Genomic DNA, 22051 nt, shown 5'->3' on the forward strand with positions numbered 1-22051 from the left:
CCCCCATTGCTGGGATAGGCGCGGATGGTCTGCCAGTATGAAGCGAAAAGAACCGCCAACAGGGCCACTATCGGCACCATAAATCGATCTGGCGACGGTGTCGTCTGTTGCACCGCTCCTAGAGAAATCACCAATGTCCAGTCGATACGAGTCAGAAATCAGTTTCATTTGTCCGGGGTGTCGCAAGTTCGTGGCTACCAAACTAGCGGTGCCAGAACTCAGCTTTACCGGTGAGCGCGCATCGGAGAACGTTTCCGAGGGCAGCGTCGAAGTCGTGTGCCCTTCTTGCGAGACTGCGTTCCCTGGTTATTGCTTCAACAGCATGGGAGACTGCCAGATCACGCTTGATGAGCATCCGGCAGTAGAAATACATGCTGGCCTTGCCGAATACTCTCATGACGAAGATTGGGTGACCTATCAAGCGCCAGATCACCCCCTGGCGATCCTCATAGATCTCTATCACCATGCTAGCGACCTCCTGGCCGAGCATGGTGGTGGTGGCGCTCATCTCCTCAACAGGATGATCTTCGCACAGCAAATTGGTGGGCTCGAGGCGTACCTCGCGGACACGCTTATAAATGTTGTAAAGAACGATGCCGACGCGATGCGGCGACTAATTGCTGGCGATGTCGATCTGCGTAGCAAGAAGTTCACGCTTGCCGAGATTTCTGCGAACAAGCAACTTGTTGAACAAGAGGTTCTGTTGCATTTGCGTTCGATCGTTTATCACAACATCCCGAAAGTACGCGCGCTCTACAAGATTGCAGCGAACGTCGACATTTTTGAGCTGCTTGAGGGGACAAAGGACCGCCTTTTTAAGGCGATTGAGTATCGGCACGACTGTGTGCATCGTAACGGTCGCGACAGTCAAGGCAATTTACTCGAGATATTCACGAAGCCTTACGTTCAAGAGACCGCCGGTCTCATACGTGATTTCGTCAAGCGGCTGGAGACGGCGCTATATTCGCCTGCTGATGTGGATGACGACGATTTTCCATTCTGAAAGCTCTTTTCTGGCGTCGGTCTTTCGAGCGACGTGTTCTCGGTGGCAAGCCGGTCTACGTCGGAACACCACGTGCAGCATCACCGGAAGGTTTAGACATGGCTGGAACGCGATGGGCATGACCGGCTGTTACGGCTAGCGTGGCGCCATGGCAACGACACCCCCGCCTTGAGCGTCCGGTGCCATATGAATGCGCCCCGATCGCAACGTGGAAAGCTTGGATCCGAGGTGGTTTTCCTAATCCGATCTGCCGAACAGTGGCCCGAGTTTCTGACGGAGATACATTTCCATCCGTCAACCGAAGTCCATCGCAAGTCGCCGCTACTCGCTTTTCGTCGTTCGGGAAGAAGGCCCGATCCACCGCAACTTATGATAGGTTGCCCCTTTTTAAGGAGGGGGCGATGGCGGTTGACGGGAAGCAGAAGGGCGCGTTCTTCAAAATCCAGAAGATGGAATTCAACAAGTGCCTCCATGGCACATTCGACTGCAAGAAACCGGCGATCCGCGCGCACTCCATCCAAAACGCCAAAGTCCTCGATGTCCTCCAAAAAGATAACCACGTCCTCATTCCGCAGGGGAAGATTGCTGGCGGTGCGACGCCCGTGGTTGAGTTCGAACTTATTGGGCGCAATAACGCCTCCACTTTTACCGGGCTGTGCGGCGAGCACGATAGGGAGCTTTTCAAGCTCATCGACACCGAGCCTTTGGATACCGAAAATCAAGATCAGATGTACGAGCTCGGCCACCGTGCATTGTTACGTGAGATGCACGCCTGCTTGGAAGCCGCAAACCGTTTTCAAAACGCGCACTATGACAACATAAAGAACGGTGTGACGAAGCTGGGCGAGCCTGACGGCCCGGGCGTGATGGCAGTCAACTTCTGGATCAAAGCCTGGAGAGTGTTCCGGTATCAATGCGAGCACTTCGAACGCAAGCCCGAGCTTGTCCACTACGTGGTTGAGCTGGATGATCAAATCCCTACCGTGGCGGTGTCGTCGTTCTTCTCCATTGACCACGATGGCAACAATATCATTGGCCCACTGTTCAATGTGGTGCCGGTGTCTGACAAGAAAACGGTCGCGGTTCTTTCCTACCCGAAAGCCCAAGAAGACCCGATCAAAAAAGCCTTGGCAAAGCTTTTTGATGAGCCCGACAAGAAGGAGGCACTTTCCGTTCTGATCCTTCAGCGGGTCGAGAATTTCGTGCTCTCACCCACATTCTACGATAGCTGGACAGAGGAGAAGAAAAAGAACGTCATTGAGTTCTTCAATGACTCTATCGAGGAACCAGCAGATCCGCCGCCCGGCCAGGATCTGCTACTCTTTTGAGCTTTGCCTTCCTAGTTGCTGCCTAAGCCGCAGCTCGTTAATGAGAGTTTCCGGGCGTTGCTCCATCAGTGCCGCACCACCGAAAGAGGCGATCGTTCCCGGCCGACCCTATGGCTCGCGGCCCATGGGGTTCGAGCACACATATACAAAGGGAGGGTGGATCGGAAGCCCACCATTTCGGGGGGCTCGCTGAGTGCGGGTCGGTGGCCAATCTGGGCGACGGCACTCATTTCTTAAGTCGTGCCTAATGCGTCCGTCGACTGAGCTGAGCAGACAAGACCTGAAAACCTCAATGCGTCGCATGCCTGGATCCGACAACCAGGGAGCCCTCACAGTTGGACTTTTCGCTGCAAGCCATTGATCTGTAATGATCGGATTTTGGCTCAGTTGGAAAAATTCGCTTGTGAAATCAAGGGAGATAGTATGTCTCTTAATCAATGGGTCCCAGGTTCGAGGCGCCATGCGCCAAGCTTACAGATCAAGCACTTACGATCTGCTCCTTGGAAGAGAGCTTTCAGTTGGACGGGGGCTTCCCAACCGCGCCTTTCTGTTTCATCGGCGAGCTTTTCGGCTAACGTGTTGATGCCCTCGAGGCACATCCGTATTTTGCGAGGCTTTCCATTCGTCATAAGACGACCGTTGCGATTCATCCGCGGGCTTGAGCCCCGACAGCCGGTCAAAGGCTGCATCGATAGCTTTCCTGTCCCACCGATGTGTTCCGGGAATGGGTCGCGGCATGATCCCCGCCGAATCCAGTCATTGAAAGCTGATAGCGTTTCGCAACCGGCGTAGGCCGCGGCCTGCTCTTTTGACATCCCGCGAGGTGGCATCATTTGATCGCCCTTATCGTCAACGAGTTGTTTGGCCCACACCGTCACTAAGCTGCGATCGAAGGTGTGCGCGATAATCGGTTCGATAGTAACTTTGGATCCATAACTAATTGCCTTGACCAGAGTATAGCATCCTACGCTTTCATTCGGAACGGCCCCTTGTTGAGGCGTGCCGAGACCCGAGTGTGAACTCTGCTGATTCCCTCCCGCTGTTGTCGTCTTTGCCTATTTGTACGATTCTACGCTCGATCGCGCGATAGAGCTGGGGCTGAGCTTGCCCACGGAGTAGGTCTCCGCGACGAATGTTGCCCTAATAAACTTCCCTCTACAGTATGACAAGGCGTCGATGACAAATCGAACGCAACCTGAAATTACACCCGATACCCCTCTTCGCCTTGCTGATGCCGTGAAGATCGCGTTTCCTTTGGGAGGAATGACGGTCGCGGGTTTACGGCGTGAGCGCGATCGTAACCGATTGGTTATTGAGAAGATTGCCGGCAAGGAATTTACAACGCTGGCTCATATCGAACGGATGCGAGAGCTATGCCGAGAAGAAGCAAGGGGGCCAGACTTCAGCTTAAGGCCGCCCGCCGAAACAAGAGGGGAAAGATCACCCACCAAGCAACCTGGATCATCAGAGACAACGGCCGGGATGTCGGCACAGGCTGCGCTGCAGATGAGATTGCGACCGCGGAGGAAAAACTAAGGGACTACATAAGCTCCAAACATACACCCAAGCGACGTGTCCAGCACATAGACGATATCGCAATCGCGGATGTCCTCTCGATCTATTTGGATGCGCAGCTGGACAAGCTTCGTGGTCGTTTCAACGTCGATTGCGAAGGCGACGATACCATCCCAGATATCCGCAAGTTCAAGAAACGAATAGAACGATTGAACGAGTGGTGGGGGGCAAAAATGCTTGGCGAGGTCAATGGGGAGGCATGTCGCTCCTACACCAAGAAGCGCCGCAAAAAGGGAGGCGCTCGCCGAGACCTCGAAGATCTTCGCGCTGCCATTGGTCACCATGCCGCCGAAGGATATCATCGAGAAATCGTTAAGGTGTCACTGCCAGAGAAGGGGCAGCCGCGAGACAAGTGGCTGACGCGCAGCGATGCTGCCAAATTGATTTGGACCTGCTGGCGCTATCGGGAAATGCAAAAAGGCTCGCGTCGGCCGATGGACGACTTGAAGGTCCCGACAAGCAAGCGTCCGCTCCGCCATCTTGCTCGGTTCATTTTGTTGGGCATCTACAGCGGAACTCGCGCGGGGGCCATCGCAGCCGCATCTCCTATTCCGGCGATCGGTCGCTCTTATGTCGACCTGGAGCGAGGCCGCTACTACCGTCTGAAACAGGGCAGCGCTAAAACCAACAAGCGGCAACCGACCGTACCGATCCCCTTGCGCTTGCTTGCTCACCTGCGGCGCTGGCACAGGATCGCTCCGGAGGCCAAGCATTTCGTCGAGTACAACGGTAGGCCTGTGACCTCGGTCAAAATGGCGTTCAAGAGCGCTGTGCGGCTTGCGGGGCTTGGTTCGGGAATCTCCCCTCACACTTTGCGACACACCGCAGCGACTTGGCTCATGCAGAGAGGCGCGGACCCTTGGCAGGCAGCAGGTTATCTAGGCATGTCGCTTGAGGTGTTGCTCAACACCTATGGCCATCACCATCCCGATTATTTGTCCGACGCCGTCGAGAAAATCGCAAAGCGCGATCCAGCCGGCGAACGAAAAGCGCACGTATCTGGTGCGGTTTCTGGTGCGGTGATTCCGATCAGACGAAACGGCGCTTGATAAGTGATTGATTTCTTTGGTGGGCCCGGCAGGACTCGAACCTGCAACCAGACCGTTATGAGCGGCCGGCTCTAACCATTGAGCTACAGGCCCCGCCGCGAGACGGCTCGCAGGAACGTGCGGCCGGCAACGGTGCGCGGTTCGTTTACAGGGATGGGGGCGGGGGTGCAATGCCGGCTCTGGCGGAGGGGAACGCCGCCGCCGCATCTCAGGTGATTGTTGAATATCCGAAATTGGCGATGGTGCCTGTATAACCCTGTTTTGCCCGACAAAGCAAACCGACTTGCGAAGGCCTCACTTTCAGGTTCGGTAACCTATTGAAATTGCTGGCCTCGTCTACTGTGCATGGGGTTGTTTTGCCGTTTTTGACGAGAGGGGGCCTTCCGGGATCCCCCCGACGCTTGCCAAGCGAGTTGCAGGCTTGCGGCTGAGCCCGCCGCCTAGTCCACCGACACCCCCGCGAACTCCACCACCTTGCGCCACTTCTCGGTCTCGTCCGCGACCAGCTTGCCGAACTCGGCCGGCGTCATCGGCTTGGGGAGGCCGCCGACTTCAGTGAGGCGTGCCACCAGCTTCGGGTCTTTCAGCGCTTCGCCGACGGCCTTGTTGAGGATCTCGATCACTTCGGGCGGCGTGCCCTTCGGCGCGGAGATGCCGTAGAAGCCGACCGATTCGAAGCCCGGCACGGTCTCGGCGATCGCGGGCACGTCGGGCACGCTCGGCCAGCGCTGCGGCGAGGTCACGCCCAGCGCGCGGACATTGCCGCCTTTCACCTGCTCCATGGCCGAAGGCAGATTGTCGAAGATCAGCTGCACCTTGTTGGAGATGATGTCGGGGAAGGCGATGGCGGAGCCGCGATAGGGCACGTGCACCATGTCGCACTTGGTCAGCACCTTGAACAGCTCGGCCGACATGTGCACCGAGGTGCCGTTGCCGGACGAGACAAAGGAGATCTTGCCGGGATTGGCCTTGCAGTAGTCGACGAACTCCTGAACCGTCTTGGCCGGAAACGCGTTGGAGACGACCAGCATGTTGGTGAGCTGCATGATGCTCGCCACCGGCACGGTGTCGCGCAAGAAGTCGAACGGCAGCTTCTTGTAAAGGGAGGTCGAGATCGCGTTGTTGGGCGCGACGAACAGCAGCGTGTAGCCGTCGGGCGGCGAGTTGATCGCGGCGGCGGCGGCGATGTTGCCGCCGGAGCCGGTGCGGTTCTCGACGATGAATTGCTGGCCGAGACGGTCCGACAGCCACTGCGCCATGATCCGCGCCACGATGTCGACCGGACCGCCGGCGGCAAATCCAATCAGCCAGTGCACGGGGCGGTCGGGATAGGCGGCGGAGGCGGGAGGCGTGGCGCTGAAAAGACCTAAAAGGACGGTGAGCCCGAAAAAACCGCACCGCAAAATTCGCAACATGACGCCTCCCATTGTTCTATTGTCGTTGGCGACATGCTTTCACAAAATCCGCTCCCTGCCTACATCGCCGCAAGTCGGTGTTGACGCAGGTCCGTCAGGGACGACCATGAGATTCGCGATCCTCACCCTTCTCGGCGCGGCGCTGCTCGCAAGCCCCGTTGCTGCTCAAACCGGAGGCACGGCCATTCCGACCACGACGATCAGTTTGGGCACGGCGACGCCCGGCGGCGGCTTTCCGCTTTATGGCAACGCTTTTGCGGAGGTGATGAACGCGGCCGATCCGCAAATCTCCATCGCGCCCCGCAACACCAAGGGCAGCAACGAGAACATTCCGCTGCTGGAGAAGGGCGAGCTCGATCTCGCGCTGGTCGCGGGCGAGCCGGCCTATGAGGCCTTCGCCGGCATCGGCCGCGCGCCGGTGCGGCTGAAGATTCTCACGGCGATCTATTCCAATCCCGGCATGTTCGTGGTTCGCGCGGACAGTCCCTACAAGACGATCCGCGATCTCGTCGGCCAGCCCGTTGCGTTCGGCGCCAAGGGCTCGGGCCTGCCGATCCTGGCGCGCTATGTGCTGGATGGGCTCGGCCTGAAGCAGGACGAGGACTTCAAGGCCATCTATCTCGACCGCGCTGGCGACGGCCCCGCGATGGTCGAGGACGGCCGCGTCGCTGCGTTGTGGGGCGCCGGCATCGGCTGGCCCGGCTTTGCCGCGGTCGCATCGAGCGCCTCAGGCGCGCGCTTCATCGCGCCTGACGCCGAGGAGATCGCGCGCATCCGCGCCAAGCATGCCTTCCTGAAGCCACTGACGGTGCCGGCGGGTAGCTATCCGAAGCAGGACGCGCCGATTGCCTCGCTGGGGTCCTGGAGCTTCGTGCTGACGCGCGAGGAACTGCCGGATGACGTCGCCTATCGCCTGGCGAAGACGCTGCACGGCAATGAGGCGACTTTCTGCAAGAAGCTCGCGCAGGCCTGCGAGACCACGGCGTCGAACACGGTCGCCGCGGCGCCGAGGCCGGAGTTAATCCATCCCGGCGCGATGAAGTATTTTCGCGAGATCGGGGTGGTGAAGTAGCGAATGGCGAGTTGCGAATAGCGAATGGAAGCATCCCCATTCGCCACTCCCTATTCGCCACTCGCCAAACTCACTTCTTCACCATCGGACACGCCTGGTCCGGCGGACCGAACGCCTTGTCGCCGGAGATCGTGGTGAGGATCTTGTAATAGTCCCACGGATATTTGCTCTCCTCCGGCGTCTTGACCTGCACCAGCCAGAGGTCGTGGACCATCAGATTGTCCTCCCGCAGCTTGCCGTTGCGCGCGAAGAAATCCTCGATCGGCTTCTCGCGCATCTTGGCGGCGACCTTGAGCGGATCGTCGGTGCCGGCTTCCTTGATGGCGTTGAGATAGTGCATCACGGATGAATAGACACCGGCCTGCCACATCGACGGCATCTTGTTCATCTTGGCGAAATAGCGCTTCGACCATTCGCGGGTCTTGTCATCCATGTCCCAATAGAACGACGTGGTCAGCAGCAGGCCTTGCGCCGCCTGCAGGCCGAGGCCGTGGATGTCGGTGATCAGCGCCAGCAGCGCCGCCATCTGCTGGCCGCCCTTGAACACGCCGAACTCCGAGCCGGTCTTGATCTCGTTCATGTTGTTGGGCGGGCCGGCCGCGATGCCGATGATCTTGGCCTTGGAGGCCTGCGCCTGCAGCACGAAGGAGGAGAGATCCGGCGTTGCCAGCGGCGGCCGCACCGAGCCCAGCACCTTGCCGCCATTGGCGGTGACGACGGCGGAGGCATCGCGCTCGAGCGAATGGCCGAAGGCGTAATCGTCGGTGATGAAGAACCAGCTGTCGCCGCCGCGCTTGACCACGGCGTCCGCGGTGCCGACCGCGAGCGCGCGGGTGTCGAAAACCCACTGGATCGCGTAAGGCGAGCAGAATTTGCCGTGGAAGTCCGCGGTGCCGGTGGAGTGGGTGATGAACAGCCGCTTCTTCTCGTTGGCGACGTTCTGCACCGCGAGCCCGACCGCGGAGACCGGCACGTCGACGATCAGGTCGACCTGGTCGACGTCGTACCAGCGCCGCGCGATCGTGCCGCCGATGTCGGCCTTGAGCTGGTGGTCGCCAATCACGATGCTGATCGGCTTGCCGAGCACGGTGCCGCCGAAATCGTCGATCGCCATCTGCGCCGCCGTCACCGAGCCCTGGCCGGTCGGCGCAGAGGCCGGGCCGTTCATGTCGGTGAGCACGCCGATCTTGACGACGTTGTCGGAAACCTGCGCCGATGCCGCACCGGACAGCAGCGCCGCCGTCAAGGCGGCCGCGACCGGCAGTCCAAATCTGATTGGATTCACGCTTGTCCTCCCCTGATCCGGCACGTTGGCCGGTGTTGCCCCGGGTATGCCCGGCTGAATTGGTTTCTTTTGCAACTATTTTGGGGCGGGCGTCAATGTCAGGCTGCGAAGCGGATCCGCCCCGCGGGTGAGGGATCGTAGCCGGTCAGCTCATCGGCGCGCTGGCGCAGCCGCCGTTCGTTCAGGAATCCGATCAAGGCCTGCATGGCGGGGCGGAAATAGCTGCGCTGCCGCATCGCGAGGTCGAAATTCTCCCAGACCAGCGGCACGAAATCGAGGCCGGCCGAACGCGCGGCGGCGCGCGTCGCGATGCCGCAATCGGCCTGGCCGGCGCGAACCAGTTCCGCAAGATCCGGTCCGGTCAGGGCCGGCGTCTCGACCCTGCGCAAATCCCGCGTCGTGGCGCCCACGCGCTTCAGGAGCACGTCGAGCAGCATCTGCGCGCCTGTGCCCTGTTGCCGCATCGCCATCCGGGCGCCGAGCGCGAGCACGTCATTCAGGCCGTGCAGGTGCTTGGGATTGCCCTGCGGCAGCACGAGACCCTGTTCGCGGCGCACGAACGCGACCAGCACCGCATCATGCAAATCCGGCGCGGCCCGCAGCGCCTCGACACTGGCATCCCCCGTGAGATCGTCGGAAGCATCGAGGCCGTGGAAGTGTATCGCCGCCGCCATCACCTCGTTGCGCTGCAAGCGCTCGAGCCCGCGCACGCTGCCCTCGCTCATCGATCCCAGGCCCGAGCCGGATTCGCGCAAGGCCCAATCCAGCAGCTCGTCCTGGCTGCCGCCGACGACCGGCGGCGGCTCCGCGATCAGCATGCCGGCCGGACGCGCGAGGCCTGAGAGCACCCAGAGATCGAGTTCGTGGCGTGGGAAGAGCCACTTCCCGGTCACCTTGGTGCAGGGGATCGCGCCAGTGGTGACGAGTTCGTAGAGCTTGCGTTCGCCGAGCCGAAGATAGTCGGCGGCTTCGCTGGTCGTCAGGAATTCCATCCTGCATTCCTATGCAAATTCTTGCTTCTTTTTGACGTTCGACGCAGGTGGAATTCTGCATTTCAATTCGTGTCCGCCGGAACCATGCCCGATCATCTCGCTGCTTTGCAACACATCCGCGCGCGCGTCTTTTGCTTTGGTGAATGATCCTGAATCGTTCGGCGCGTTGCCGAAATTTCCCGGGTGACGTGCGCAAAAGGCAAGCGCGTCACGAGTGCGGCGCAATCGATCATCATCATGATCGGGTCGTAGCCAAAGGAACCCCCGATCATGGGCCGCCTGTCCGTTGCATTCGCGCTGTTCTGCGGCCTCACCGCCGCCGTTGTGGCGTCATCCGCCGAGGACCGCGGCTTCGTCCTTGCCACGACGACCGCGACGCAGGATTCCGGCCTGCTCGACTATCTGCTGCCGATCTTTCGCGACAAGACCGGTGTCGACGTGACGGTGATCGCGCGGCGCGCCGACGAGGTGCTCGACGGGCCGCGCAGGGGCGAGGCCGACGCCGTGCTGATGCATGCCCGGCCGCAGGAGGAGAAATTCGTCGCGGACGGGTTTGGCGTGAAGCGCTTTGACGTGATGTACAACGACTATGTGCTGATCGGGCCGAAGAACGATCCCGCCGGCGTCAAGGGCAAGGACATCGCGACGGCGCTGAAGGCGATCGAGGCCAAGGGTGCGCCGTTCGTGACGCGCGGCGACCGGTCGGGCACCCATGCTGCGGAGCTTGCGCTCTGGATCGTCGCCGGCATCGACATCGCCGGAGCCAAGGGCGCCTGGTATCGCGAGGCGGCACAGGGCATGGCCTCGGCTCTCGACGCCGCGCGCGCCGCCAATGCCTATGTGCTGTCGGATCGCGGCAGCTGGATCGCCTTCAGGGATCGCGGCGATCTCGATATCGTCGTCGAAGGCGACCGGCGGCTGCTCAATCAGTATGGCGTGATGCTGGTGAACCCCGAGAAGTTTCCGAACGTGAAGAAGGATCTCGCGCAGACCTTCATCGATTGGCTGACCTCGCCGGAGGGGCAGACGGCGATCGCAGGCTACAAGGTCGACGGACAGCAGCTGTTCTTCCCCAATGCGGACAGGTCGGGCGGTTGACGTCGGCATCGCCGGTGGTTGCCAAACCGGGCGATGCATGGTCCACCATGGCGCATGACCCAGCGCCTGCCGCCATCGCTGACGCCGCTCGACACCGCGCTCGCCGCGTTGCTGAGCGGGCTTGAGCCGCTTTCACCGGTGGAGTTGCCGCTGAGCGAAGCGGCCGGCTGCATCGCGGCGGGCACGCCGCTGCTTGCGGCCCATCCGCATCACGACATCGCCGCCGCGGATGGCTGGGCGCTTTGCGCCAACGATCTCGTCGGCGCGTCCTCTTATTCGCCGCTGCCTTTGCCACAAGCGCCCGCGTGGGTCGAGGCCGGTGACACGATGCCCGCCGGCTGCGACTGTGTGCTCGATGCCGACGCGGTCGATGCATCGGGGCCGCTCGTGCAGGTGCTGGCGGAGGGCGGGCCGGGGCAGGGCGTCAGGCGTGGCGGCAGCGACATCGCGGAGCGCACGCCGGCCGGCGCCGAGGGCCAACCGGTCGTCGCAGCCGATCTGCTGCTCGCACGCATTGCCGGTTTGGACAAGCTCGGCGTGCGTCGGCCCCGGCTGCGCATCGTCAACGTGCCGGGTGCAACGGCAACGATGCATATGATCGCGGGGATCGCGCGCGCTGCGGGACTGGATGTGAAGACGTGTGAGGCGAGCGCGCGCGATGCGGTGGCGATTGCCGATGCGCTCGATACGTCCTCCTGCGATCTGATCCTCTCAGTCGGCGGCAGCGGCGTTGGCCGCGGCGATGCGACCGTGACGGCGCTGGCTCAGCGTGGTCAGGTGATCGCCCACGGTCTTGCACTTCAGCCTGGGCGTACCGCCGCGGTCGCGAAGATCGGAAAGGTTCCCGTCGTGGCCTTGCCGGGCTCGCCGGATCACGCGCTGGCGGCGTGGCTCGCGCTCGTGCTTCCGCTCGTCGACCGGCTATCGGCGCGCCGGCCGCGCCGGCGCGTGATCCTGCCGCTTGCGCGAAAAATCGCATCCAGCGTCGGCATCGCCGAGATCGCTTTGCTGGCCCGGGAACAGCACGCATGGATGCCGCTTGCCGTGGGCGAATGGCCGCTCCAGGCTATTGCTGGTGCGGACGCATGGCTGCTCATTCCCGACAGGGACGAGGGATTTGCGGCGGGCGTGCCGATCGATGCCTATCTGATGCGGGAATGATATGGGTTTTGACATGTCGATGAACCCGCAATCGCAAATCCGCAGCGCGCTCGAACAAGAGCAGTTCCTCAAGATCCTCTCGCGCGAGGAGGCCCTGGCACGCTTCGGGGCCGCGTTGTTCCCGCGCGCCGTTCCGAGCGAAAAGCGCAAGCTCGGCGATGCGCTCGGCGTGGCACTCGCTGAAGACATCATTGCGCCGATCGACGTTCCCCCTTTCGATCGCTCCAATGTCGACGGTTTTGCCGTGCGCTCGGCCGACCTTGCGGCGGCCGGCGAAGGCGCTCCCCGGCGCCTCACGCTGAACGGCGAGACCATCCACTGCGGCACCGCGCCAAGGATGCAAGTGGCGGCGGGAACCGCAACGCCGATCGCCACCGGCGGTCCGTTGCCGCGTGGCGCCGACGCGGTCGTCATGGTCGAGCACACCCAGCCGGTTGGATCCGATGCAATCGACGTCCGCCGTGCCGTCTCGCCGGGGCAATTCGTGTCGTACGCGGGATCCGACATTGCGCGCGGCGAGGCGCTGCTGCGTGCCGGCACGATCATCGGCTCGCGCGAGATCGGCATGCTCGCGGCTTGCGGCATTGCCGAGGTGGCCGTCGCGCGCAAGCCGCGGGTTGCGGTGATCTCCACCGGTGACGAGCTGGTCCAGCCCGGCGGGGCTCTTCCGCCCGCCGCGATCTACGACACCAACGGCGCGATCGTCGCGGCCGCGATCGACGAGAATGGCGGCGAGGCGGTCTTCCTCGGCGCCATTGCCGACGATGAAGCCAGGCTCGAAGCTGCCATGCGCGCCGCACTCGCGGATGCCGACATGCTGGTGCTGTCGGGCGGCACCTCGAAAGGCGCGGGCGACCTGTCCCATCGCATCATCGGCCGGCTCGGCCGGCCCGGCATCATCGCGCATGGCGTTGCGCTCAAGCCTGGCAAGCCGTTGTGCCTTGCGGTGTGCGACGGCAAGCCGGTGGTGATCCTGCCGGGCTTTCCGACCTCGGCGATGTTCACCTTCCACGACATGATCGTGCCGGTGCTGCGCAAGCTGGCCGGCCTGCCGCCGCGCTCGGATGCCAAGGTGAACGCGACCGTGCCGGTGCGCATTGCGTCCGAGCTCGGCCGCACCGAGTTCGTCATGGTGGCGCTGGTCGAGGGCAGGGACGGCCTGATCGCCTATCCCTCCGGCAAGGGGTCTGGCGCGATCACGTCCTTCGCGCAGGCCGACGGCTTTTTGCGCATCGACGCGCTCGCCGACCAGATGCCGGCCGGGACCGAAGCCGAGGTGACGCTGTTCACGCCGCATGTGCGCGTGCCCGATCTCGTCATCGTCGGCAGCCATTGCACCGGCCTCGATCTCGTCACCGCACAGCTCGCGCATACCGGCCTGGCCGTGCGCTCGATCGCCGTCGGCAGCCTCGGCGGACTCGCGGCCGCAAAGCGCGGCGAATGCGATCTCGCGCCGATCCATCTGTTCGATGACAAGAGCGAGACGTACAATTCGCCCTATCTCGTCGAGGGCCTCGAGCTCGTGCCGGGCTGGCGGCGGATGCAGGGCATCGTCTTCCGCAAGGACGACAGGCGTTTCGAGGGCCTCGGCGCGAAGGAGGCCGTCGCCGCCGCTCTCGCTGACCCCGCCTGCATCATGGTCAACCGTAACCAGGGCGCCGGCACGCGCATCCTGATCGATCGGCTGCTCGGCGGCGCGCGGCCGGAAGGCTACTGGAATCAGCCGCGTTCGCACAATGCGGTCGCGGCAGCTGTTGCGCAGCACCGCGCCGATTGGGGCATGACCATTGCACCGGTCGCCCATGCGGCCGGCCTCGGTTTCATTCCGTTCGCGGAAGAGCATTATGACTTCGCGCTGGTCACGGAGCGCAAGGACCGGCCGGCGGTGCAGGCGTTTCTCGATGCGCTTGGCTCGAATGAGGCCCGTGCCGCGCTGGAGCGCGCCGGATTCCGGCCTGCGTAGCGACGGTGCAGAAGACCTCGCGCATCAAATATCTGGCGGAAGGAGCGGACTGATACCGGCTGGATCTGCAGCTACGATGCCTGGTCGGTGCTGCTGACGGCTTGATCGGACTGACCTCGTTTGCGCTCCCGTTCCTCGGCTTCCGCGAGCGCACGCTGGGCGGCGGCCGGCAACGGTTTCGGGTCCGGCGGGACTTCGACGGTGTCAGGCTTGCTCAGCTGCTTCGTGCGATCGATTGCGTCCGAAACATCGAACGCGAGATCGACAACGTCGAAAATGACTTCCAAGAGCGAGTCGGCCATGGCTCATCCGGGGCAACGTCCCAATCATTGGTCGTTCGCTTCTCAGGCTCGGTTCATAGCCAGGAGCTCAAGGCCATGAACTCCAGCAATGCCCTAGGATGCATCATCCAGCGCCGCCAGCCGTTCGGCCTCGGCGATATCCTCGACCGTATTGGCGTTGAAGAAAGGATCGAGCGGCTCGGTCGGCCACGTCACCGTCGCGAGTGGATAGCGCGCGGTCCAGCGGTCGATCTTGCGGAGGTCTTCAACGACCAGCGCGTGCCTGAGCTCGTCGCGCAAGGCGACGCGCCACAGGCCGATCACGGGATGCGACTGTTCGCCCGATGCCGCGACCGCGAGCTGGGCGTTCTCCCGTTTTCGCGCTTCATGCAGGCGCGCGACCAGATCGCGCGGCAGGAACGGGCAGTCGCCGGCGGCGCTGAGCACCCATTCGACGCCCGGCCGGTTCGCCGCGGTCCAGTCGAGCGCGGCGAGGATGCCGGCGAGCGGGCCGGGAAAGCCGGGCACGTCGTCGGCGACGACCTGCAGGCCGAACGCGGCGAAACGCGCGGGATCGCCGTTCGCGTTGAGGATCAGCCCGCTGCATTGCGGTGACAGGCGCGCGATCACGCGCTCCAGGATGGTGCGGCCGCCGATGGTGCGCATCGGCTTGTCGCCACCGCCCATGCGCCGCGCCAGGCCGCCGGCGAGCAGCACGCCTTGCGTCGGCAGAATGTCAGTCGTCACCAGCTTCACCCTTGCGCTTGTGCTTGGCCGACTCTTCCTCGACGTAAGCGAGGTCCTGGTCGTAGACGATGCGTTCCTCGCCCGCGAGCGCGATGAAGCGCTTGCCGCGGGTGCGTCCGACCAGCGTCAGCCCGACCTGTCTTGCGAGATCGACGCCCCAGGCGGTGAAGCCGGAGCGCGACACCAGGATCGGAATTCCCATGCGGACCGTCTTGATCACCATCTCCGAGGTGAGCCGCCCCGTGGTGTAGAGGATCTTGTCGCTGGCATCGACACCGTGGCGGTACATCCAGCCCGCGATCTTGTCGACGGCGTTGTGGCGGCCGACGTCTTCGGTGTAGCAGAGCGGGGTGCCTTCCTTGCACAGCACACAGCCGTGGATCGCGCCGGCCTCGAGATAGAGCGAGGGCATGGTGTTGATGGTCTGCGTCATCTGGTACAGCCAGGACGTGCGCAGCTCGGCCTTCGGCAGCGCGACGCTCTCGACCGCCTCGAGCAGATCGCCGAAGGCGGTGCCCTGCGCGCAGCCCGAGGTCTGCGTGCGCTTCTTCAGCTTGGCCTCGAAATTGGTGTGGTGCGTGGTGCGCACCACGACCACCTGGAGGTCGTCGTCGTATTCGACCTCGGTGACCACGTCATTATATTTCAGCATGTTCTGGTTCAGCAGGTAGCCGAGCGCCAGATATTCGGGGTAATCGCCGATCGTCATCATGGTGACGATCTCCTGGGAGTTCAGGTAGAGCGTCAGCGGCCGCTCCATCGGTACCTTGATCTCGACCCTGGCGCCGGTCTGGTCGGTCCCGGTCACGCTCTGGGTCAGGCGCGGGTCGTCCGGGTTGGGGACGATCAGGGGCACCGGGGCTTTGTCGATCTTCATCATGGCGGCGAGGTTAGCATGACATTCGGGTCAAGCCGATATAAGCATGCTGACGGAAAACGAAATGCCTCCGGTCATCGTTGCGAGGAGCGAAGCGAGGAGTCTGGATTGCTTCGCTTCGCTCGCAATGACGGGAAGGGATAGCGGTTCCACCAAAACCAAGTCGCTCGCGGACACGGAGCTGGAATGAAAGTCATCGGCCTTGCAGGCTGGAGCGGTGCGGGCAAGACCACGCTGTTGACGCGGCTGATCCCGCATTTCAACGCGCAAGGGCTGCGCGTCTCGGTCATCAAGCATGCGCATCACCAGTTCGACGTCGACGTGCCCGGCAAGGATTCCTGGCGCCATCGCGAGGCCGGCGCGGCCGAGGTGCTGGTTGCGTCGTCAAACCGCTGGGCCCTGATGCACGAACTGCGCGGGGCGGCGGAGCCGCGGCTGCCGGAACTCCTGAACAAGCTTTCCGCGGTCGATCTCGTCGTGGTCGAGGGCTTCAAGCGCGAGCCGCATCGCAAGATCGAGGTGCATCGCGCGGCGAACGGCAAGCCGTTGCTGTTTCCCGACGATCCCGGGATTGCCGGGATCGCGGCCGACACCGCCATTGACACCAAGCTGCCGACTGTCCATCTCGACGATGTCGCGGCAGCTGCGGCGTTGCTGCTGCGCGCCGCGATGCCGGTCGAGGAAGCGGTGGCGAAAAGCGCCGCGATACGCTGACGAGGCACCATGGCGCAACTCTCGGACGATTGCTTTGCCTTCGGCGGCCCGATGATGTCGGTCGACGAGGCCGTTGGTCTCATCACGACGCGCGTCAACGCGATCGCCGATCTGGAGACGGTGGCGCTCATCGACGCAGACGGGCGCGTGCTGGCGCGCGATGTCGCAGCGCCCTTGCCGCTGCCGCCCTTCACCAACTCGGCCGTCGACGGCTACGCCGTGCGTAACGGCGACATTCCTGAAGGCGCGGAGCGGGCGTTCCCGCTCGACGGCCGCATCCAGGCCGGCGGCCTCGCACAGGCGCCGATCAAGCCCGGCCATACCGCGCGCATTTTCACGGGCGCGCCGATGCCGCCGGATGCCGAAACCGTCTTCATGCAGGAGGACGTCCGCATCGACGATTCCGGCAGGATCGTGCTGCCGCCGGGGCTGAAGCCCGGTGCCAATGTTCGCCCCGCCGGCGAGGACATCCCGAAAGGGCACGTCGCGCTGCGCACCGGCCAGCGCTTGCGGCCGCAGCATGTCGCGCTCGCCGCGGCGTTCGGTCTTGTCAGTCTCGACGTCATCAGGCGCATTCGCGTTGCGGTGTTCTCGACCGGCGACGAGTTGGCCTCGCCCGGCGAGCCGCGCGCGGCCTCGCAACTGTTCGATTCCAACCGCTTCATGCTGATGGCGATGCTGCGCCGGCTCGGCTGCGAGGTCAGCGATCTCGGCATCTTGCGCGACGAGCGGACTTCGCTCGGCAATGGCTTGAAGCAGGTGGCCGGGGATCATGACCTGATCCTCACCACCGGCGGCGTCTCGACCGGCGAGGAGGACCACGTCAAGGCGGCGGTCGAGAGCATCGGCTCGCTGGTGCTGTGGCGGATGGCGATCAAGCCTGGCCGTCCCGTGGCGATGGGTATCATCGACGGCACGCCGCTGATCGGATTGCCGGGCAATCCCGTCGCGAGCTTCGTCACCTTCGTCCATGTAGTGCGGCCGACAGTGCTGGCGCTCGCCGGGGGCCTGCCGGAGCCGCTTCTGCCGATCCAACTGCGGGCGGCTTTCACCTACAAGAAGAAGGCAGGCCGGCGCGAATATGTTCGCGTCTCCTTGCGGCGGGCGGAGGACGGTACACTGGAGGCGGTGAAGTTTCCGCGCGAAGGGGCCGGGCTGTTGTCCTCGCTGGTTGAGACCGACGGCCTCGTCGAGCTCGGTGAGAGCATCACGGGCGTCGAGCCGGGGCAGGCCGTAGGTTTTTTGTCCTACGCCGATCTGCTCTAGCGGCGTCGCGTTGACGCCATCGATCGGTCCCGCCATGTTGCGCCCATGACCAGAACGACGCTCGATCTCACCGGACTGAAATGCCCGCTGCCCGCCCTGAAGACGCGCAAGGCGCTCAAGCCATTGCAGCCGGGCGATCAGCTCGAGGTCCACTGCACCGATCCCTTGTCGGTGATTGACATTCCGAACCTGATCCGCGAGACCGGCGACAAGGTCGAGATCACCGAACGCAACGAGGCGCGCATCGTGTTCCTGGTCGAAAAGGGCGACGCCCCGTAGAAAGGCGAATATTCACGGCGGCGACGTTTGACTATGTTGCCTGCGCGGGACACGGCCGGAACTTCGCTGCAATGCGAAAGGCGCCGATTGCTGCCGTGGATGAGCCCAAACCCAAGACCCTCAATCCCAAGACCCTCAATCCCAAGACCCTCAAACCCAAGACCCCTCAAACCCAAGACTCTCAAAGACGTCGGGCATGACTTTCTCAACATCGAGGGCAAGCGCTGCCGCAGGTCCCGCGGCGGGCCGCGAGCCTGCCGTCAAGCCCGGCAAGACGGCTGCAGGGCCGGAGTTCGGCGCGCTGGCGCAGGCCTCCATCCTGATCGTCGACGACGAGCCGGGCATGCGCAATTTCCTGGTGCGTACGCTTGCGCCGCGCTGCAAGCTGGTGGACGAGGCGGCCGATACCGACCAGGCCTCGCGCAAGCTCGATTCCAACCGCTACGACGTCGTCATTCTCGACAACATCATGCCCGGCAAGAACGGCGTCGATTGGCTCGCCGAGCAGCGCGCCGTCGGCTTTTTCGCCGACGCCATCCTGATCACCGCCTATGCCGACCTCGACACCGCGATCCAGGCCCTGCGCGCCGGTGCGGCCGATTTCGTGCTCAAGCCGTTCCGCTCCAACCAGATCCTCAACGCGGTGGCACGATGCCTCGACCGTGTCCGCCTCCAGCGCGAGAACTATGTCCTGCGCTACGCCCTGCGCGCCTCGTCCGACCGCACCTTTCTGCGCGACAATCTGATCGGACAATCGGCAGCGACGCTGCGCGTGCGTGAGACCATCGCTCGCGTCGCGCGCCTGCCGACCTCGGTTCTCCTCACCGGCGCATCCGGCACCGGCAAGGAAGTGGCAGCGCGCTCGATCCACTCGCTGTCCGATCGCGCCGACAAGCCCTTCGTGCCCGTGAATTGTGCGGCGATCCCGCCCGAGATGATCGAGGCGGAGCTGTTCGGGCACATCAAGGGCGCCTTCACCGGTGCCGATTCGGGGCGTGAGGGCTTGTTCCTGTATGCGCATGGCGGCACGCTGTTCCTCGACGAGATCGGTGAGCTGCCGCTGCCGATGCAGAGCAAGCTGCTTCGCGTGCTCGAAGACCGCCGCGTCCGTCCGGTCGGCTCCGAGCGTGAAGTTCCGGTCGACCTGCGCTTCATCTTCGCAACCAATGCCGAGCTTCAGAAAGAGGTCGAGAAGGGCCGTTTCCGAGCCGATCTGTTCTACCGGCTCAACGTGATGCAGATCCACCTGCCGCTGCTGAAGGATCGGGGCGACGACGTGCAGGAGCTTGCCGCCATCTTCATGAGCAAGCTGTCGACCCAGCTCGGCATGCCGCCGGTGACGATCGACGCCTCGGTGCGAGCGGCGCTCGCAAGCTATGACTGGCCGGGCAATGTGCGCGAGCTGCGCAATTTGATCGAGCGCACGCTGATCCTCGGCGCCTTCCCCGACGATTTCGCCGGTCCCCGCAACGACGGCCAGTCGGCGCCTGCGGACAGTCTCGCCGAGCTCGAGCGCCGTCACATCCTCGGCGTGCTGAAGGAGGTCAATGGCAATCGCGAGGAGGCGGCGCGGCGTCTCGGTATCTCGCGCAAGACCATCGACCGCAAATGCGCGTTATGGGATGTCTGATGGTGCCCGCCGCAGCGGTGAGCTCGTGCGGGGACGCTCCGTCCGCTTCCGGTTGCTCGCGATCGCTCTGCTGCCGATGCTGGTCATCCTGCCGCTCCTGCTCGGCGTCGCAATCTATCGCTGGAACGCAAAATTCGACGCGGCCCTGATTTCCAAGGTGAACGGCGATCTCACCATCGCCCATCAATATCTCGCCCGCATCCTGGAAAAGACCGGCGTCCAGATCCGGGCGCTCGGCCTGTCGGCCCGCTTCCAGGAGGTGCTGGCGCCGGATGCGCGCGGCTCGCTGCGGGACCTGCTCGACGAGACCCGCAAGGAGATCGGTCTCGATTTCCTGTACCTGACCAATGATCGCGGCGACGTCCTGGCCTCATCGCCCCCGCTGCAGCGTCAACCGAGAGGCGACTGGCCGATCATCATGTCGGCGCTGTCGGGCCAGGTCCCAGCGACGGGCGTCGACATTTTCGGCAATGACGAGCTCGCCGCAATTTCGCCGGCCCTGGCCGAGCGCGCGCGATTGGACCTGGTGCCGACCCCGAACGCGGTGCCGACCGACCGCAGCACGGAGACGCGCGGCATGGTCGTGCACGCGGCGAGCCGGGCGATGCTGCCTGACGGGGGCGCCGCTGCGCTGGTCGGCGGCACGCTGCTCAACCAGAACCTCGAATTCATCGACACGATCAACGATCTCGTCTACCGCGCGGCGAGCCTGCCGGAGGGCAGCCAGGGCACCGCGACGCTGTTCCTGGACGACGTGCGGATCTCGACCAACGTCCGCCTGTTCGAGGGCCGGCGCGCGCTCGGCACGCGCGTGTCGGCGGCGGTGCGCTCGGCCGTGCTGGGCGAGGGGCACACCTGGCTCGACAGCGCTTTCGTGGTCAATGACTGGTACATCTCCGCTTACGAGCCGCTGGTCGACAGTTATGGCAAGCGGGTCGGCATGCTCTATGTCGGCTTTCTGGAGAAGCCGTTCAGTGAAGCCAAGTACCAGACGTTGGTGATCATCATCGCAGCGTTCATTGCCATCACCGCCGCGACCGTACCGATCTTCCTGCGCTGGGCGACCTCCATCTTCATGCCGCTGGAGCGCGTCACGGTGACGATCGGCGAGGTGGAGCGCGGGAACCTGTCCGCCCGCACCAAGATGCCGGTGTTGGGTGACGAGATCGGCCGTGTCGCGGTTCATCTCGACAGCCTACTCGACCAGATCCAGGAACGCGACCGGCAGCTCCGGGAGTGGAATGAGGAACTGAACGTCCGCGTGCTGGAGCGCACCCGCGACCTCGAGCACGCCAATCTCAAGCTCGAGGCAACCACCAAGCAACTCATCATGTCCGAGAAGCTGGCTGCGATCGGCGAGATCACCGCCGGCGTTGCGCACGAGATCAACAATCCGATCGCGGTGATGCAGGGCAATCTCGACGTCATCCGCAGCGTGTTCGGGGCCGATGCCGACAAGGCGAAGGTCGAGTTTCGCCTGCTCGACGAGCAGATTCACCGCATCAGCCAGATCGTGACCAAGCTGCTGCAGTTTGCAAGGCCGGAGGAATATGCCGGTTATGTCGAGCGCCATGCGCCGACGAGCGTCATCTCCGATTGTCTGCCGCTGGTGCAGCATCTTCTGAACAAGACCGAGATCGCCGTGGTCAGGGACGATCGCGCCAGCCGGCTCGTGCTGATGAACCGGAACGAGCTGCAGCAGGTCCTGGTCAATCTCGTCGTCAACGCGATCCACGCCATGCCGGACGGCGGGACCCTGACGCTCCGCTCCTTCGATGCCGAGCGCGACGGCCATCGAGGCGTCGCCATCGAGGTCACTGATACCGGAATCGGCATGAGCGCAGACGTGATCGAAAAGATATTCGACCCCTTCTACACCACCAAACGGCGGCAAGGCACCGGACTGGGCCTCTCCATCAGCCAGACGCTGATCAAGCGCCAGGGCGGACAGATCACGGCGGAAAGCCACCTCGGTTCCGGGAGCACCTTCACGATGTGGCTGCCCGAGGCGACCTGATTGGACATTTTGTCCTTGGATTCGGGACATTCTGTCCGGCGCGGCACGCTGCGCTGCGGGAAGTCGTTGAATCGTCACGATGCGACTTCTGGCACGCGCGTTGCTCTTCTCAAGGCAGGGTGTTGAGGGGGATGAGGGCGCGATAGCCGTCAAGGCAACGCTGCTTGCGAGGCGAAGGGACATCGCCCGCGATCAGTTGCTTGCTCGGCGCACAAGACGGATGCGCACCAGACGATTCCACTTCGGCATGAATGAAGTCCGACCTGTCATGCGCGGCTGAAAGCACGCACACGACCGGT

At 63.4% G+C, this 22051-nt stretch carries 19 protein-coding genes and 1 tRNA gene; 12 read left to right on the forward strand and 8 right to left on the reverse strand.

Annotation, left to right across the window (positions count from 1 at the left end):
* Positions 1 to 190 precede the first annotated feature (190 nt).
* From GGD65_RS29460 to GGD65_RS29470, 3 genes are all read left to right on the forward strand, one after another.
* Positions 191 to 1003, forward strand: a complete 813-nt coding sequence (locus GGD65_RS29460) for a hypothetical protein (protein WP_183237471.1) — start codon at positions 191 to 193, stop codon at positions 1001 to 1003.
* Positions 1004 to 1404: 401 nt separating this feature from the next.
* On the forward strand, positions 1405 to 2331 hold the full coding sequence (locus tag GGD65_RS29465) for a hypothetical protein (protein ID WP_183237474.1): 927 nt from the start codon (positions 1405 to 1407) through the stop codon (positions 2329 to 2331).
* Between the two features lie 1373 nt (positions 2332 to 3704).
* The gene (locus GGD65_RS29470; RefSeq protein ID WP_183237477.1) at positions 3705 to 4955 is read left to right on the forward strand and encodes a tyrosine-type recombinase/integrase; all 1251 of its coding nucleotides are present in this window, start codon (positions 3705 to 3707) and stop codon (positions 4953 to 4955) included.
* 17 nt (positions 4956 to 4972) lie between these two features.
* On the opposite strand, the gene GGD65_RS29475 is transcribed toward GGD65_RS29470, so the two are convergent.
* Positions 4973 to 5048: transfer RNA gene (locus tag GGD65_RS29475), tRNA-Ile, on the reverse strand.
* Positions 5049 to 5395: 347 nt separating this feature from the next.
* The gene (locus GGD65_RS29480) at positions 5396 to 6370 is read right to left on the reverse strand and encodes a tripartite tricarboxylate transporter substrate binding protein (protein WP_183237479.1); all 975 of its coding nucleotides are present in this window, start codon (positions 6368 to 6370) and stop codon (positions 5396 to 5398) included.
* A 106-nt stretch (positions 6371 to 6476) separates the two neighbouring features.
* Here GGD65_RS29480 and GGD65_RS29485 point away from each other — a divergent pair, with 106 nt between their 5' ends.
* Positions 6477 to 7442: a TAXI family TRAP transporter solute-binding subunit gene (locus GGD65_RS29485; RefSeq protein WP_183237481.1), complete on the forward strand. Its 966-nt coding sequence runs from the start codon at positions 6477 to 6479 to the stop codon at positions 7440 to 7442.
* 70 nt (positions 7443 to 7512) lie between these two features.
* Here the strand turns inward: GGD65_RS29485 and GGD65_RS29490 are convergent, their stop codons facing one another.
* The 3 genes from GGD65_RS29490 to GGD65_RS29500 form a co-directional block, all read right to left on the reverse strand.
* Positions 7513 to 8727, reverse strand: a complete 1215-nt coding sequence (locus GGD65_RS29490; protein ID WP_018317005.1) for an ABC transporter substrate-binding protein — start codon at positions 8725 to 8727, stop codon at positions 7513 to 7515.
* Positions 8728 to 8825: 98 nt separating this feature from the next.
* The gene (locus tag GGD65_RS29495) at positions 8826 to 9719 is read right to left on the reverse strand and encodes a helix-turn-helix transcriptional regulator (RefSeq protein ID WP_183237482.1); all 894 of its coding nucleotides are present in this window, start codon (positions 9717 to 9719) and stop codon (positions 8826 to 8828) included.
* Positions 9720 to 9728: 9 nt separating this feature from the next.
* Complete coding sequence (locus GGD65_RS29500; protein WP_143109122.1) at positions 9729 to 9944, reverse strand: hypothetical protein; 216 nt, start codon at positions 9942 to 9944, stop codon at positions 9729 to 9731.
* A gap of 45 nt (positions 9945 to 9989) precedes the next feature.
* On the opposite strand from GGD65_RS29500, the gene GGD65_RS29505 reads away from it, so the two are divergent.
* Genes GGD65_RS29505 through GGD65_RS29515 form a run of 3 tightly spaced genes read left to right on the forward strand, consistent with a single transcriptional unit; the run spans position 9990 to position 13941 of the window.
* On the forward strand, positions 9990 to 10817 hold the full coding sequence (locus tag GGD65_RS29505; protein WP_183237485.1) for a substrate-binding domain-containing protein: 828 nt from the start codon (positions 9990 to 9992) through the stop codon (positions 10815 to 10817).
* 54 nt (positions 10818 to 10871) lie between these two features.
* On the forward strand, positions 10872 to 11978 hold the full coding sequence (locus tag GGD65_RS29510) for a molybdopterin-binding protein (protein ID WP_183237487.1): 1107 nt from the start codon (positions 10872 to 10874) through the stop codon (positions 11976 to 11978).
* Position 11979: 1 nt separating this feature from the next.
* Complete coding sequence (locus GGD65_RS29515) at positions 11980 to 13941, forward strand: molybdopterin biosynthesis protein (RefSeq protein ID WP_183237489.1); 1962 nt, start codon at positions 11980 to 11982, stop codon at positions 13939 to 13941.
* Between the two features lie 71 nt (positions 13942 to 14012).
* On the opposite strand, the gene GGD65_RS29520 is transcribed toward GGD65_RS29515, so the two are convergent.
* The 3 genes from GGD65_RS29520 to fdhD all read right to left on the reverse strand — a co-directional run bounded on the left by GGD65_RS29520 (position 14013) and on the right by fdhD (position 15849).
* Positions 14013 to 14243 carry a hypothetical protein gene (locus GGD65_RS29520; protein WP_183237490.1) on the reverse strand — a complete coding sequence of 77 codons (231 nt, stop codon included), beginning with the start codon at positions 14241 to 14243 and terminating at the stop codon, positions 14013 to 14015.
* Between the two features lie 93 nt (positions 14244 to 14336).
* Entirely contained in the window at positions 14337 to 14978 is a 642-nt protein-coding gene (gene mobA / locus GGD65_RS29525) for a molybdenum cofactor guanylyltransferase MobA (protein WP_183237491.1), read from the reverse strand.
* Positions 14959 to 15849: a formate dehydrogenase accessory sulfurtransferase FdhD gene (gene fdhD, locus GGD65_RS29530; RefSeq protein ID WP_018317011.1), complete on the reverse strand. Its 891-nt coding sequence runs from the start codon at positions 15847 to 15849 to the stop codon at positions 14959 to 14961. Before fdhD ends, mobA begins: the two co-directional genes overlap by 20 nt.
* Positions 15850 to 16032: 183 nt before the next feature.
* On the opposite strand from fdhD, the gene mobB reads away from it, so the two are divergent.
* From mobB to GGD65_RS29555, 5 genes are all read left to right on the forward strand, one after another.
* On the forward strand, positions 16033 to 16560 hold the full coding sequence (mobB, locus tag GGD65_RS29535) for a molybdopterin-guanine dinucleotide biosynthesis protein B (RefSeq protein ID WP_092261702.1): 528 nt from the start codon (positions 16033 to 16035) through the stop codon (positions 16558 to 16560).
* A gap of 9 nt (positions 16561 to 16569) precedes the next feature.
* Entirely contained in the window at positions 16570 to 17826 is a 1257-nt protein-coding gene (gene glp, locus GGD65_RS29540) for a gephyrin-like molybdotransferase Glp (protein ID WP_183237493.1), read from the forward strand.
* A 45-nt stretch (positions 17827 to 17871) separates the two neighbouring features.
* Positions 17872 to 18105 (forward strand): sulfurtransferase TusA family protein, encoded by a 234-nt coding sequence (locus GGD65_RS29545; RefSeq protein WP_100231531.1) that lies wholly within the window; start codon positions 17872 to 17874, stop codon positions 18103 to 18105.
* Between the two features lie 196 nt (positions 18106 to 18301).
* Positions 18302 to 19735, forward strand: a complete 1434-nt coding sequence (locus tag GGD65_RS29550) for a sigma-54 dependent transcriptional regulator (protein WP_183237494.1) — start codon at positions 18302 to 18304, stop codon at positions 19733 to 19735.
* Complete coding sequence (locus GGD65_RS29555; RefSeq protein WP_183237496.1) at positions 19728 to 21752, forward strand: cache domain-containing protein; 2025 nt, start codon at positions 19728 to 19730, stop codon at positions 21750 to 21752. The genes GGD65_RS29550 and GGD65_RS29555 overlap by 8 nt, the downstream gene beginning before the upstream one ends.
* Positions 21753 to 22051 lie beyond the last annotated feature (299 nt).

Origin of the sequence: Bradyrhizobium sp. CIR18, from assembly GCF_014198295.1 — a bacterium.
Classification (GTDB): Bacteria; Pseudomonadota; Alphaproteobacteria; order Rhizobiales; family Xanthobacteraceae; genus Bradyrhizobium.